Raw genomic sequence first — 14,377 nt, 5'->3', positions numbered from 1 at the left:
TATGAGACCAATTGCTGATCATATACGCACATTATTGTTTGAACACGATTATGTAACTATTCCTAATTTTGGGGCATTTATTGCTAATTATTTACCTTCAAGTTTCAATGAAATCAGCGGATCTTTGATGCCTCCGCAAAAAAGAGTTGCCTTTAATGAAATCTTGAAGCAAGATGATGGCCTATTAGCAACCCATATATCACGACGTGAAAGTGTAACAATTGATGAAGCAAAACGTAAAATTCAAGTTTTTGTAACTGATATTAAAGAATCATTGGCTACAGAAAAATCATTTAGCTTTGATAAAATTGGAAATTTTTCATTAAATGAAGAAAATAATTTAGTTTTTGACCCAGATCGTCGAAATAATTTCTTTAGTGAAAGTTTTGGGTTTGATAGTTTATTTCCACGCCAAGTTACAAAAGAAAAGTATGTTTATAGTCAGACATTTGAAAATGATGACGATGAATTATTGATTCATCATGGTTCATATTCATCTACGCATAAACGCTCTAAGTCTTCTGGATGGACTTATGCTTTGTACTCATTACCAATTTTATTACTTTCTTCAGGTTTATTTATTGTTTTGTTTTCAAGTCCTAAAAGTATTAATAGCCCTGCAAAAGCGAGTTTTAATCCTTTAGATTACATACCCAAAAAAGAAGAAGTTGCAAAAGTAACTAAGCCTAGTGAGTTGAAGACTGAAGTTTTACCAATTTCAGAAACTGAAATCATTAAACCAAATTTTGACAAACCAGCAGAACCGCTTAAGCAAAATACTGAAATTACTAAAGTTGAAGCATCCAAAATTGAGACGATAAAAGTTGATAGTAAAGAAACAAATACTGTTGTTGAAAAGCCTAATACAACAATAAATACAAGTGGTAAGCGTTATTTGATTGTTTCAGGTGTTTTTAAAAGCGTGCAGAATGTTGAAAAATTGCAATTAATGCTTCAAAAGAATGGATTTTCACCAAGAATAATAAAAGTAGGTGATTTGATGAAAGTTGTAGCTGGTGAGGCGAATTCATATCAAGAAGCTGAAGTTTTATCTGAAAAGCATAAATTGCTTATCGGTGAAAAAGCTGCAATTATCAAAGCAAATTAAATAGCTTTTAGCTATCGCTATAAAAATTAAAACCTGTAAGTAGTCTTGCAGGTTTTTTTGTGAAAATGCAATAACTTTGAAAAAATAGGAAATGGCAATAATTGAGTCTTTAAATTGATTTTTTTAAATATTAATTAAAATAAATATGCAATCAGCTTCGCTCGAACAAGATAACAAGAAAAACCAAACAACTGCATTTATATTGACAGTTTTCATATATGCTATTTTTCTTGGAATTCTTTTCTTTTTAAAACTAATCTATTCACCGCCCGAAGAAGCAGAAGGTGTTGAGCTCAACTATGGAGTTGATTTAGTAGGTTCAGGAGATATTCAAACAACAAATAAAGCCAATGTTTCACCCAATAATTATGATGTAAAACCTTCTGAAAAAAAAGAAGAAGAGGCCAAGCCTATCAAAACTAAACCTGTGGTAATACCTCCACCAGTTGAAAAAACTGAAAAGGTTAAAGTAAAAGAGACTCCGTCAAAACCTATCATTACTTCCAAAGACGATAGTCCAGTTGAGGAGAAAGAAAACACTAAGCCTGTAAAAAAAGTTGAAACAAAGCCTGTAGTAAAAAATACTCCTGTAGAAACTAAACCAAAAACTGAAACAGCAAAGCCAGCTCCTCCTACACCCGAACCACCCAAACGCTCAGTTGAAGAAGGTTCAATAATGAAAAAAGGAGGCACTGGTTCTGGAAGCGGAAGTAAATCTAATTCAAACTCAAATGGTACAATCGGAACAAAAGACGGAATTGGTGGTAATAATAATGGTGATGGCAAAAAAGGTGAGGTTGGTGACAAAGGCGATCCAAGAGGCACTTTAGATGGGAAGAGTATGATGGGTAAACCTGGTAAAGGTGGTGGTTCAGGAGCTTCAATTGGCGGACTAAGTGGATGGAATAAAAGAAAGCTCTCATTACCAAATGATGGTTCATCAGAAACTGGAAAAATAGTTTTTAAAGTAACCGTTGATGATTCTGGCGATGTTGTTGGTATAAGTGTAATTGAATCAACAGTTAGTGCCACAGTTCAAAATTTTTATAAGAATTATATACAACAAAAATTAAGTTCAGTTTTATCACCAGAAGGCACACCACCTCCAAGAGCAACTGGAACTATAACAATTAATATTCAATCTGGAAATTGAAATAAAGAAATTTAAGAGGGCAATTTAAAAATTGTCCTTTTTTTATGCCTAATGATTTTCAGAATTGCAGTGTTGTAGTTAGCTTTGTAGATATTTTTGACTTGTGTTTTCTAAAACCATTTTATGACTTACAAACAAACGATAGAATATCTTTATTCATTACTTCCTGTATTTCATCGGATTGGTGCAAAAGCCTTTAAAGCTGATTTATCTAACACCATAAAATTATGCGAATATCTTGGAAACCCACAAAATAAATTTAAAAGTATTCATATTGCGGGTACTAATGGTAAAGGAAGTACATCTCATTATATAGCAGCAATTTTGCAAAGTGCTGGTTATAAAACTGGGCTTTATACTTCCCCGCATTTAAAAGATTATACAGAAAGATTCAGAATAAATGGTAAATCTATTCAAAAAGCGAATATAATTGCATTTGTTAAGAAGCATAAATCAATTATTGAAGAATTAAAACCTTCTTTTTTTGAATTAAGTGTTGCTATTGCTTTCGATTATTTTGCTAAACAAGGTGTTGATATTGCCGTTATTGAAGTTGGTCTTGGTGGTAGATTAGATTCAACCAATGTTATTACTCCAGAACTGTCTGTAATTACAAATATTGGATTTGATCACACTGATATTTTAGGTGATACCTTATCAAAAATTGCTTTTGAAAAAGCTGGAATAATAAAGCCAAATGTACCAGTAGTTGTTTCTGAAAGACATATTGAAACAGATACTGTCTTTAAAGACAAAGCTAAAGAATGTAAATCACCTATTTTTTTTGCTGAGGATAATTTTCAAATCAGTGAGAAAGGAGAAAATAATTTGAAGTTAATAGTTGAAGCAATAAATAATAATTCTGATAGAAAAATTTTTGAATCGCAATTGATTGGCAAATATCAATTGAAAAACCTTGCTGGTGTACTTCAAGCAGTTGAAATATTGAAAACCTTAAATTATGATATTTCTGATTATGCCATTCATAAAGGTATTTCAGAAGTTGTAACATTGACTGGGTTAAAAGGACGTTGGCAGATTCTTAGTCAACAACCACTTACGATTTGTGACACTGCTCATAATGAACATGGATTGTCAATTGTTTTGAAACAAATTAGTAGGCTTGAAGTTAAAAGAAAATATTTTATTTTGGGATTTGTTAAAGACAAAAATGTTGAAGAAATCTTGAAATTATTTCCAAAAGATGCTGAATACGTCTTTTGTGAGGCTGATACTCCACGTTCTATGTCCACTGAGAATTTGATAGAGATAGCTCAATTGAATAATATATCGGGATATTCAATTCTCAACGTGAATGATGCACTCAAAAAAGTGAACAAATTGGCGTCAAAAGATGATTTAATCTATATTGGCGGTAGTACATTTGTTGTTGCAGGATTGAATAAATTATAAAGTATAGTATTTGTTTTTTATATTAAATGTAATTGTTTAATAGTATATATTATACAATCTATACTATTAAAAAGTATTGTTTTTTTTGTTGTAAATAATTGATTATCAATAACTTATAAAATAGAGTAGGAGAGTGGCAAGAAGAAAATTACCTCGATTTGAGTACAATTCCCAATCTGAAAACGTGATTGAACGTGGGAAAGAATTATACACGACCATAAAAGGCAAATGGCGTGAAAAGTATTTTAAAAATGGTAACCCAATTGTTTTAGAATTAGCTTGTGGAAAAGGTGAATATACAGTGGGTTTAGCCCAAGTTTATCCTAATAAAAACTTTATTGGAATTGACATTAAAGGTGATAGAATTGCCAGAGGAAGTAAAAGAGCAAATGATTTATTATTAAAAAATGTTGCTTTTTTGAGGACACCGATGGTTTTTTTAGAAGAATTTTTTGAAGAGAATGAAGTTGATGAAATTTGGTTAATTCATCCAGATCCACAACCACGAGATAAAGAAGAGAGGAAAAGATTGACTAATCCTAAATATCTAAATTTATTTAATAAAATTTTAAAAATAGATGGATTATTTTTCTTTAAAACTGATAATTTTCCGTTGTTTGAATATTCATTAATAACAATACCAAAAGAATTTGAAATTTTAAGGCAGACAACTGACCTATATAATTCAGAGTTAATAAATGAACATTTTGGGATTGAAACTCATTATGAGAAACTTTTTGTCTCAAAAGGCTATAAAATCAATTATTTAGCTGCAAAATCTCTTAAAAAAGGTTAAAAATTAAAGGAAGGCTCTATAGAGCCTTCCTTTAGAATATTATTTAATCAAAGTTGCGAAATATTTCACTGTACGTACTAATTGACTTACATAGCTCATTTCGTTATCATACCAACTTACTGTTTTTACCAATTGTGAATCACCTACAGTAACAACTTTAGTTTGAGTGGCATCAAAAATACTTCCAAATGTAGTACCTATAATATCACTACTTACGATTTCATCAACATTGTATCCAAAACTTTCAGTACTTGCAGCTTTCATGGCATCATTAACTTCCTGTGCAGTTACTTTTTTCTCTAACACACATGTTAATTCTGTCAAACTACCTGTAATTGTTGGTACACGTTGAGCACCACCATCTAATAAGCCCTTTAATTCAGGTAAAACTAAGCCGATTGCTTTCGCTGCACCTGTACTATTTGGAATAATGTTGGCAGCGGCAGCTCTTGCTCTACGTAAATCACCTTTTGCATGAGGAGCATCCAATGTATTTTGATCGTTTGTGTAAGCATGAACAGTTGTCATACTTCCAACCAAAATTTTGAAGTTATCATTCAAAGCTTTAGCCATTGGAGCTAAGCAGTTAGTAGTACAACTTGCACAACTAATGATTGTTTCGCTACCGTCAAGAATATTATGATTAACATTAAAAACAATAGTTTTCAAATCACCAGTTGCAGGAGCTGAGATAATAACTCGTTTTGCACCAGCCGACAAGTGAGCTGCAGCTTTATCTTTATCAGTGAAAAAACCAGTACATTCTAATACTACATCAACATCATGATCTGCCCAAGGAATATCTGCTGGGTTTTTATGAGCATATATTCTGATTTCATCACCATTAACAATAATACTATTGTCTGTTGAAGTTACATTTTGGTCAAATCTGCCTTGTGCTGAATCATATTTTAAAAGGTGAGCAAGTGTTGAAGGACTTGTCAAGTCGTTGATTGCTACAACGTCAATTCCTTCCATGTTATAAATCTGACGATATGCTAATTTTCCAATTCGTCCAAATCCATTAATAGCGACTTTAACTTTTGCCATTTCGATAAAAAATTTTGGTTTAAGTAATACTCGTGCAAGTTAACAATATTATGTTTAATTATAAAATTTAATGAAATCTAATCAGAAAAAAACTATAAATACAGATTTAGATTAGGTTATTGAAATAAAATACTAAATCAATAAGTATTAAAACTAATATTATTAGTAATTCTAGCTAATCAAATTTAGCATTTTAGTTATATATACTAAAATATTTAGTTAGTATTGCTATTGATTTAGCGTTTTATTTGTCTAGTTTTATCGATTGTGATTCTAAGCTTATGTAACGACTTAGTATTAATTACTACTATTATTACTTGGTAAAGTAGTATCATATTATTAACTTTGAGTAGGAGATACTTCCTTTAAAGGGGTAAAATAATATTTGGGCTCATTTCAAGCCATATATTAATTCTTAAAATAAACTTAAAATTTATATATAACTTATTGAATATCAACGTTTTATATTATTTTTATTAAACAATTACTTAATACTATTTTTATAATGAATCAAAAAGAAGTTATTGAACAAGCGTGGGAAAATCGTGAACTATTAAAAGAAGAAAGCACCCAGGAAACAATAAGAAAAATTGTCGAATTGGTTGATAAAGGAGAACTTCGAGTGGCTGAACCTTCTGGCGATACTTGGATTACCAATGATTGGATAAAAAAAGCCATTATCCTTTATTTCCCAATGCAGCAGATGCAAATTCAAGAAGTGGGTATTTTTGAATACCATGATAAAATGAAATTAAAATCTGGCTATGACAAATTGGGCGTCCGAGTTGTACCACCTGCAGTCGCACGATACGGTGCATTCTTAGCAAAAGGAGTAATTATGATGCCTTCGTATGTTAATATTGGAGCCTTTGTTGATAGTGGAACAATGATTGATACATGGGCTACAGTGGGTAGTTGTGCTCAAATAGGAAAAGATGTGCATCTCAGTGGCGGTGTTGGTATAGGAGGCGTATTAGAGCCACCACAGGCTTCTCCTGTAATAATTGAAGATGGAGCATTCATCGGCTCACGTTGTATCGTTGTTGAGGGTGCAAGAGTGGGAAAAAGAGCTGTTTTAGGTGCTGGAGTAACTATCACAGGGAGTTCAAAAATCATTGATGTAACATCAGGTGCAGAATATATTGGATTTGTTCCTGAAAACTCAGTTGTTATACCTGGAATGTTGCCTAAAAAATATCCTGCAGGCGAATTTGGCGTTCCTTGTGCTTTGATTATTGGTCAAAGAAAAGCAAGTACTGATTTAAAAACATCATTAAACGAAGCTCTAAGAGAAAACAACGTTTCGGTTTAAATTATTCTACTTTAATTTTTCTAGGCTCTTCAATTAATTTTGAAGAGCCTTTTTTAGATATTTTTCTCCTGATTTAAACCCTCATCATTGTCTTTTAAAAATATTTTTTCACCATTTATTCATGAAAATAGGCGGTGAAAAAAATAAATTGCAATTAGAAATAATTACTTTTTCATACCAATTGTTTATTTGAAGACTCAATAAAATTGATATTCCGATTTCAAAATAACTACATTAACATTAATGTGTCTGCATGATTTCATTAAGAAAAATTTACAAAATTAGTAAATGAATTAAAATTAAAAGATCATTTTAGCACAAAGCAAAAAACTCCGCCCTCAGAAAGAGCAGAGTTTATGATGATTGAATCCTATTGTTGGTATTAAAACCTCCAAAAATAAACCTGAACTTAAAATAAACTTAATATTATTATAGGAAAAGCATGTAAGTCGCTTGCGTTTTGTGATACAATATTAAACACAAACTATTTAATATCAAAATATTTTGTAAATTATTTTTTTATAATTGTAAACAACACTTCTCGCCTCATCACAATCAAATCATTTATAATTCCAACCTTCTGTTTGTAAACAATATCCAAAATCAATACAATTACAATAGAACTTCTTAAAGATCTTAAAACTATCAAACATTTCGTAAATCATTGATAATCAGGCTATTGCCATTCGTAAACAGGCAGAATTTACTCGCTATTTAAAAATGTTAAAAATTATTTACAAAAGTATTTGGTTTGCATTGTTAAACGATTTATATTTGTAACGTAGATGTTTACATAGTGCAACAGCAGTGTTTATATTTGTTAATATTTACATTTATATAAGCTTTGCTTACTTAACAATTGTAATTTAATTTTGTAATCACATGAACCTCAACGAAAAAATCAAACGCTTCATTATTGATAAGGATTTGACCTCAACCAAATTCGCAGATGAAATTGGTGTGCCTCGTCCGAGTATTTCTCACATTTTATCAGACCGAAACAAGCCAAGTCTCGAAATTGTGCAGAAAATGTATCGTAGATACCCTGAATTAGGGTTCAATTGGTTTTTGGAAGATGATGATATTAACACAAAAACTATATCACAACCGTCTAATAATCAGACAGTTACGACTACCAAACGCCCAGAATATTCTCCACGAGAATCGAATGAAAGAAAATCTCCCGAACTGAATACTACACAGCAAAATCTTAATCCAAACATTTTGACTAATTTCAGTCATGGAAGCATTGCTCGCATTATGGTAGTGTTCAATGATGGCACAATTCAGGAATTCAAAATGAATTAAATTTTTACCGAAAGACAAAAGGCTAAATTCTCAGTGTTTTTAGCTTTTTGTCTTGTTAGTTGTTAAATTAAATTTAATTCCTTTATCTTTGTAACAAGATTACGGTGCTATTGGTATTGAGCTTCAATCAATACTCTTAGCTTAATAGGGAATCTCGTCAGGCAAACATTTAGCCCCAATCGAGAACTGTCCCCGCAACTGTAAGCCTCAATAGATTAAATTCTATAAACTGATTGCCCTGTCTTGGCAAATACTTGTCTTAACCACTGTTCAGATTTGAACGGGAAGGTGTAGCAATCAGTGAGGTAAGTCAGGAGACCTGCCGTTATTTGTATGTTTTGTTGTTTTCGGAAGGAAAGACAGCATTACAAATGTTTTCAAGTGAGTATATCACTCATATTTTCCCATTTTGTTGGAGCTTTTTCTTTTCAGGAAAGAGGTCTGTATGCTTTTATGCAACCAATTAGAAATATTCGCAGAATTAAGCCAGTACGTTTAAAATTACGTACTAAACTGGCATTAACTTATTTATGTTTTGCAATACCATTGTATGCCATTTCTCAGGACAAAATGAGTGATTGCAAAGATTGTAAAAGTCTTAATGAGGTTCAAGTTTTTGGGTTTTCACCCGAAAGATTTATGTCTGGACTCAAGGTTCAGAAAGTTGATTCTATCAATTTAACTCGCTTTCAATATCAAAATTTAGGTGACTTTTTACAGTTTCAAACTCCAATTGCATTCAAATCTTATGGAGCTGGCCAAGCTACCAGTATTTCATTTCGTGGCACTTCAGCTAACCATACTGCCATACTTTGGAATGGCTTAAATATCAATTCTCCAACACTTGGTCAAAGCGATTTTTCTACTATCCCTCTGCTTGGATTTGATAAAATGTCTATACAATATGGTTCGGCTGCCAGTTGCATAGGAAGTGATGCTGTAGGTGGTAGTATCTTATTAAGTTCATCGCCTAACTTAACCAAAGAAAGTTTTAATACTGTATTGGGGGGGCAAATAGGTGGTGTACCTTTTGGAAACTTCGGCTATAATGCGAATGCAGGAATTCGTTCGATGAAGATTTATAAACACTTAATTTTTGGAACTAAAACCTTGTTCTATGGTGGTATTTTTAATAATAAATTTGAAGGTTTACACACTTCTCGAACCGACAAAAAGGGACATGAATACCCAATTGAGCCTTCAGAAACAAATCAAAAAGGCTTGGTACAAGACCTTTATTTTAAATCTAAAAACCACATTGAAAATCTTTTTTATATTAATCTATGGCTTAGTTCAAATACGCTTACAATTCAACCTCAAATCATTGATTTTCGTGAAATTACTCAGACACAAGCTTATCGTTTTTTAACTGGTTTTCAAATCCAAAATACTTCATTAAAAGCTGGTTTTATAAGAGATATTTTAGATTATGGAAAGGGTGAATTTTTAGACCCAAGTAAATCAAAAACTGATAGATTTATCCTCAGAGGTGAACATGACTTTATATGGGATAAAACTAAACTACAAATTTTAAAACAATCTTCAATACGCATTGGTAGCGAATTTGTTCATTATGCAACTAAAGTCGATGGATATGGAAGCAATCTTATCCATGAAAATAGAGGTGATTTGTATGCTCTTATTAGATATAATTTTTCATCAAAAATAAATTCCTCAATAAACCTCCGACAAGCTTTATCTTCAAGATATAAAGCCCCATTTACCCCATCTTTAGGATTAGATTTTAAACTTATTACGAAACAAAATACACAAATCTTACTAACTGGGAGTATAGCTAAAAGCTATCGTTTACCTACTTTGAATGAAAGATATTGGAAAGTATTAGGAAACATTGACATTAAGCCTGAGCAAGGATTAAATAAGGAAATTGGCGTCGAATGGAAACAGCTTTATGGATCTTTCTATAAAAGTTCAATAGGTATTAGTGCTTTTCATAATTTGATCAAAGACTGGACATACTGGAATCCAGACCGAAATTACCGTGTAGAAAATTTACAAGAAGTTTTAAGCAAAGGGCTTGAAATTACCTCATCCATTAAATTCAATAATTTTGAATTACAAAAGACAGCTGGTATCATTTTATCTTACGCTCTTACCAATGCTTCCCAACAAAAAGTTTACGATAGCTATGCTATTGATATTATTGGCAAACAGTTGATATATGTACCTCGCCATGCTGTTTCAGGAAATGCGTATTATGGCCATAAACAATGGAATTTAGGTTTACAGGGTATATTCAATTCTGAACGATACATTACTTTCGATCACTCTGGTCAGCCTTTTCCGTCATACTTCATTTTTAACACAACCTTTAACTACAAGACAAAGGTTTTTCAACAGGAGATAAACTTGGTTTTACAAGCCAATAATTTAACAAATACAGTCTATCCCAATATTAAGAAAAATGCCATGCCTGGTAGAACTTTTCAACTTGCATTAATTTTCAATTTTAATAAATAATAAACTAAAAAAAATGTTCAAAGCTACAAGTAAATTACGCAACAGTACAGCTATTGCTTATGCTGTATTCGCACTTAGTTCTTGCGACAAAAATGAAACCAATCCAGCACAACCTTACGATGATGGTGTAATCGTTATTAACAGTGGAAATTTTTTCGACAACAATGGTTCTCTTTCTCTCATCCAAAGAGATAGTAAAACAGCTTCGTTTGATATTTTCTTGAAAGAGAATAATCGTTCATTTGCAGGCGGATTAACTGACTATGCTGAAGTAGATGAAAAGGGAATTATATTGGTTGATAATTCGACTGACGGAAAAGATGCTGTTGAAATTGTTGATGCCCATAATTTTAAAAGTATTGCAAGTATTAAAGGTGAAATTGACAATCCACAAAAAGCAGTCAAAGCTGGTAGTAACAAAGTATATATTACTTGTTGGGATACTTTCAATCCCGACTATTCTTACAAAACTGGTTTTATAGCTGTACTCGATTTGACAGCGAATAAAATCACAAAAAAAATTCCTGTGGACAAAGGAGCTTCGTCGATTATTGTTATCGGTACAAATGCTTACGTTGGAAATGTGGGAGGACAAAAAACTATAAAAGTTATTGACACCCAAAAAGACGAAGTAACTGCAACGATTGAAGTAGGTGCGAATCCGAGTAATTTTGTTTTGGATGGATCGAATAAAATCTGGATGACGGCAGGTAAAGAAATTGTTTTATTCAATCCAATCACAAAAAATATTGAAACAAAACTAAAAGGAGGTACGAATGATAAAAAAACTCCGAGCAGTTTGAGCATCAGTAAAGACTATAAAACACTTTTTTATACAAACAATTTTTATGACACAGCAGATGGTTATAAGCTGAAAGGTGAAATCAATTCATTAAATATTGCTGATGGAACAAGTAAAGTTTTCATCAATCGAACTTTTGAAAGCGTTGGATTTGATAATGAGAGCAATCAAATTTATACAACATTAATTCCATCTTACAAACAGGCTGGATATATTTTCCGTTATCAAGCAAGTGGTGCATTGATTGATTCAATAAAAACTGAGATAGGACCAATCGGTTTTTTGTTCAAGTAAAATTTTTCTTTTTAAGGATTTTTATTCAAATATTTCAAAACGGAGAAACATCTATTTCTCCGTTTTTCTTTTTTCAATCAAAATATTATTACAACATTATTCAAAGAAATATAGTCTGATTTACATATATTTCAAATCCCAATTTTTAATATCAACACATTTTTCTAAAATATTCAAATTCCGCAATAATATTCAACCAACACAACTCCAATTAAGCCACCAAACAATTGATTTAAGACCACCATCCATTACAAGCAAGGTATTTGAATGTTTCGCATACTAAAACCCTCTTAAATCAAACAAAACAAATTTCTTCAGAGCTAAATATTCAACATACTTTTATATTAAATAAATACTATTCATACATAATATATATTTTTATTTTATTTATCATACTAAAATATTTATACTATTTATAATTATTTAATAATTTATACATACAATACTTTTTATAAATTAATATAAATATTGATTAATTTATTAATATTTATATTAAAATACTTATTAATAATTTAATATAAATTATTTTATTATATATTAATATAAAGTTTATTAAATATATAAATTATTGTATAGTTTTAATATTATATTTTTATTAATACTATATAATTAAAATAATAATAATCATAATTAAAATATTTTCAATTATGATTAAAAATATAAATTATACAATAATATTGTTTTTATAAAACTATTTATATGTATTAAAAAGAAAGTACTGTGGATAAAAATCATTAAATTAGTATTGCCCATATATATAATTTACTCTATATTGCACATAAATATTATTTACATAGACAAAATGATAATTAGCGTAGTAAACAACAAAGGGGGAGTAGGCAAAACCACATCTACTCAAAATCTTGGTGCTGCCTTTAAAAAATTTGCTGATGCCAGAGTTTTATTTATTGATCTCGATGGGCAAGCAAGTTTAACCCGATGCTTCGGTGTACAGGAAGTACAAGTTGGAAGAAACCATGTGGGAAATTATTTAACTGGCGAATTGTCATTTGATACCATCGTCATTCAATCTGAGATTGGTGATTTATTACCGAGTTCCGCTGAGTTGAATTCCAAAGAAGATTCAATAAAAGCTTCTCCAGTATTTCCATTTAATCTTAAATTATTATTAGATAAGGTCAAAAAAAATTATGACTTTATAATGATTGATTGTCCACCTACACTTTCAGGTATGACACGCATTGCTTTGATTGCATGTGATATGTACTTGGTTCCTTTACAGGCTGAGTTTCTTAGTTATGAAGGTTTGCGTAATTTTTTAATTTACTCCGCTGAATTGCAACAAATTAGTCCGCAAACACAATTAGGTGGCGTATTTGCAACCAGATACAATCCTAAAATTAATAAAAAACTTAGTAATGATTTGGTTGAAGCGACCAAACAACAATTGGGGGACAAATTTTTTGAAACAAGTATCAGAGATAACATCGCAATATCTGAGGCACAAGCCAACGGCAAAGATATTTTCAATTACGCTCCTGATAGCAACGGAGCAATGGATTATTATAATTTGACTAAAGAGATCCTTAAAAGTATTAACCAATAGTCAATTTTCCAATTTAACTCATTTCAACCATTGATTTCGGATGATATGTATCATTTGATATTCAAAATTTATCATTTAATAAAATGGCAAAAAATAAAAATTTCACATTTGAAAGTTTAGTACCTACTAATAAATCTTCAGAAACGGTAAGCACAGGAACATCGCAGCAAAATGCAATGATTGCTGCCATGCAAGAAAGTGGACCTTCAACCAAGGTCACATTTGATTGTCCAAATGAGTTAGTTGAGCAAATGAAAGATTACGGCTATTGGGAAGGAATGTCTCAAAAAGATATAATTATCGAAGCTCTGGGTGTTTTCTTTGAAGACAAGAAAATTAGAGAAAGACCTGAAAAAGTAAAAATGCGTAAAAAAGTAGGTAGAAAACCTAAAGCATTAAAGGCATTTATGAATTGATTTGATAGTTATTATTTGCCTTTTAATTATGTCTATACTATTTTTGTATTCATTCTAAAAGAGTAGTATTTCGTTTTTTTATACACAACTATATTTTTTTTGGAAAATCATAAGTTTAAGTTTCAAAAATTAGAGCTTCCCAAACAAGTAAGTCAAGCTAGCGAACACCTATCAAATAGCAAAAAAATTGATAGGCGTTTGTTCATGGATCCTCATACTTCAAAAAAAAACACTACATCAAAAGAGAAATATACACTTCGAGGTTTATTTATTCTATTCGTAGCTATTTTTATTGGGCTTATATATTATATCTATGTTGTGAATAATACATTGAATACGATTTTAACGAAAACAAACGTCAATCCTAACACCATCAAATCCATAAAAAAAGTCATAATACAACAAAAAATCACAAAAAAGCCTATATATTTTAACTATTATGACTCAATTGTATTTTTAAATGATGTTAGAGGCTCAAAAATAGTTGTTTCTAAAGGGTTTGATGAATATATAAAGAAAGATAAAATCATTGTAAAATCAGATGGATATTATTATAATGTTTTTTGCAAGGATCTATATAGTAATTATGCGGTAGGGGACTCTATTCCCTAGAAAGCTAACAATATTCACAGTCGTTCCACGTATTATCCACAAGTGTTCCACGTGGATTTTTTCTG

12 protein-coding genes and 1 riboswitch are annotated in these 14,377 nt (G+C 30.9%); of the genes, 11 read left to right on the top strand and 1 reads right to left on the bottom strand.

What is annotated here, in order from left to right; translation table 11 throughout:
* The first annotated feature begins 1 nt into the window (after window position 1).
* The 4 genes from ACQUQZ_RS10635 (at window position 2) to trmB (ending at window position 4,470) form a co-directional block, all read left to right on the top strand.
* A complete protein-coding gene (locus tag ACQUQZ_RS10635; protein ID WP_435354920.1) occupies window positions 2-1,108 on the top strand; it encodes a hypothetical protein in 1,107 nt (368 codons plus the stop codon).
* A 145-nt stretch (window positions 1,109-1,253) separates the two neighbouring features.
* Window positions 1,254-2,261 carry a hypothetical protein gene (locus tag ACQUQZ_RS10630; RefSeq protein WP_435354919.1) on the top strand — a complete coding sequence of 336 codons (1,008 nt, stop codon included), beginning with the start codon at window positions 1,254-1,256 and terminating at the stop codon, window positions 2,259-2,261.
* A gap of 123 nt (window positions 2,262-2,384) precedes the next feature.
* On the top strand, window positions 2,385-3,674 hold the full coding sequence (locus ACQUQZ_RS10625; protein ID WP_435354918.1) for a bifunctional folylpolyglutamate synthase/dihydrofolate synthase: 1,290 nt from the start codon (window positions 2,385-2,387) through the stop codon (window positions 3,672-3,674).
* Window positions 3,675-3,807: 133 nt separating this feature from the next.
* Complete coding sequence (gene trmB / locus ACQUQZ_RS10620) at window positions 3,808-4,470, top strand: tRNA (guanosine(46)-N7)-methyltransferase TrmB (RefSeq protein ID WP_435354917.1); 663 nt, start codon at window positions 3,808-3,810, stop codon at window positions 4,468-4,470.
* A gap of 39 nt (window positions 4,471-4,509) precedes the next feature.
* Here the strand turns inward: trmB and gap are convergent, their stop codons facing one another.
* A complete protein-coding gene (gene gap, locus ACQUQZ_RS10615; RefSeq protein ID WP_435354916.1) occupies window positions 4,510-5,520 on the bottom strand; it encodes a type I glyceraldehyde-3-phosphate dehydrogenase in 1,011 nt (336 codons plus the stop codon).
* A gap of 505 nt (window positions 5,521-6,025) precedes the next feature.
* On the opposite strand from gap, the gene ACQUQZ_RS10610 reads away from it, so the two are divergent.
* From ACQUQZ_RS10610 to ACQUQZ_RS10580, 7 genes are all read left to right on the top strand, one after another.
* Window positions 6,026-6,832 (top strand): 2,3,4,5-tetrahydropyridine-2,6-dicarboxylate N-succinyltransferase, encoded by an 807-nt coding sequence (locus ACQUQZ_RS10610; protein ID WP_435354915.1) that lies wholly within the window; start codon window positions 6,026-6,028, stop codon window positions 6,830-6,832.
* Between the two features lie 882 nt (window positions 6,833-7,714).
* Window positions 7,715-8,140, top strand: a complete 426-nt coding sequence (locus ACQUQZ_RS10605) for a helix-turn-helix transcriptional regulator (RefSeq protein WP_435354914.1) — start codon at window positions 7,715-7,717, stop codon at window positions 8,138-8,140.
* Between the two features lie 85 nt (window positions 8,141-8,225).
* Window positions 8,226-8,481, top strand: a riboswitch (cobalamin riboswitch).
* A gap of 40 nt (window positions 8,482-8,521) precedes the next feature.
* A complete protein-coding gene (locus ACQUQZ_RS10600; RefSeq protein WP_435354913.1) occupies window positions 8,522-10,621 on the top strand; it encodes a TonB-dependent receptor in 2,100 nt (699 codons plus the stop codon).
* A 13-nt stretch (window positions 10,622-10,634) separates the two neighbouring features.
* Entirely contained in the window at window positions 10,635-11,717 is a 1,083-nt protein-coding gene (locus tag ACQUQZ_RS10595) for a YncE family protein (protein ID WP_435354912.1), read from the top strand.
* 802 nt (window positions 11,718-12,519) lie between these two features.
* A complete protein-coding gene (locus ACQUQZ_RS10590) occupies window positions 12,520-13,284 on the top strand; it encodes a ParA family protein (RefSeq protein WP_435354911.1) in 765 nt (254 codons plus the stop codon).
* Window positions 13,285-13,367: 83 nt separating this feature from the next.
* Window positions 13,368-13,700 (top strand): hypothetical protein, encoded by a 333-nt coding sequence (locus ACQUQZ_RS10585; RefSeq protein ID WP_435354910.1) that lies wholly within the window; start codon window positions 13,368-13,370, stop codon window positions 13,698-13,700.
* A 99-nt stretch (window positions 13,701-13,799) separates the two neighbouring features.
* Entirely contained in the window at window positions 13,800-14,312 is a 513-nt protein-coding gene (locus ACQUQZ_RS10580; protein WP_435354909.1) for a hypothetical protein, read from the top strand.
* The last annotated feature ends 65 nt before the right edge of the window (window positions 14,313-14,377 follow it).

It is taken from the genome of Emticicia sp. SJ17W-69, from assembly GCF_051209875.1.
Taxonomy (GTDB): domain Bacteria; phylum Bacteroidota; class Bacteroidia; order Cytophagales; family Spirosomataceae; genus Emticicia.
This window is presented reverse-complemented; position numbering and strand designations above follow the sequence as displayed.

Coding starts and splice junctions, on each gene's coding strand:
- ACQUQZ_RS10605 (WP_435354914.1), top strand. CDS start 7,715: ATGAACCTCAACGAAAAAATCAAACGCTTCATTATTGATAAGGATTTG.
- ACQUQZ_RS10595 (WP_435354912.1), top strand. CDS start 10,635: ATGTTCAAAGCTACAAGTAAATTACGCAACAGTACAGCTATTGCTTAT.
- ACQUQZ_RS10610 (WP_435354915.1), top strand. CDS start 6,026: ATGAATCAAAAAGAAGTTATTGAACAAGCGTGGGAAAATCGTGAACTA.
- ACQUQZ_RS10585 (WP_435354910.1), top strand. CDS start 13,368: ATGGCAAAAAATAAAAATTTCACATTTGAAAGTTTAGTACCTACTAAT.
- ACQUQZ_RS10630 (WP_435354919.1), top strand. CDS start 1,254: ATGCAATCAGCTTCGCTCGAACAAGATAACAAGAAAAACCAAACAACT.
- ACQUQZ_RS10635 (WP_435354920.1), top strand. CDS start 2: ATGAGACCAATTGCTGATCATATACGCACATTATTGTTTGAACACGAT.
- ACQUQZ_RS10590 (WP_435354911.1), top strand. CDS start 12,520: ATGATAATTAGCGTAGTAAACAACAAAGGGGGAGTAGGCAAAACCACA.
- gap (WP_435354916.1), bottom strand. CDS start 5,520: ATGGCAAAAGTTAAAGTCGCTATTAATGGATTTGGACGAATTGGAAAA.
- ACQUQZ_RS10625 (WP_435354918.1), top strand. CDS start 2,385: ATGACTTACAAACAAACGATAGAATATCTTTATTCATTACTTCCTGTA.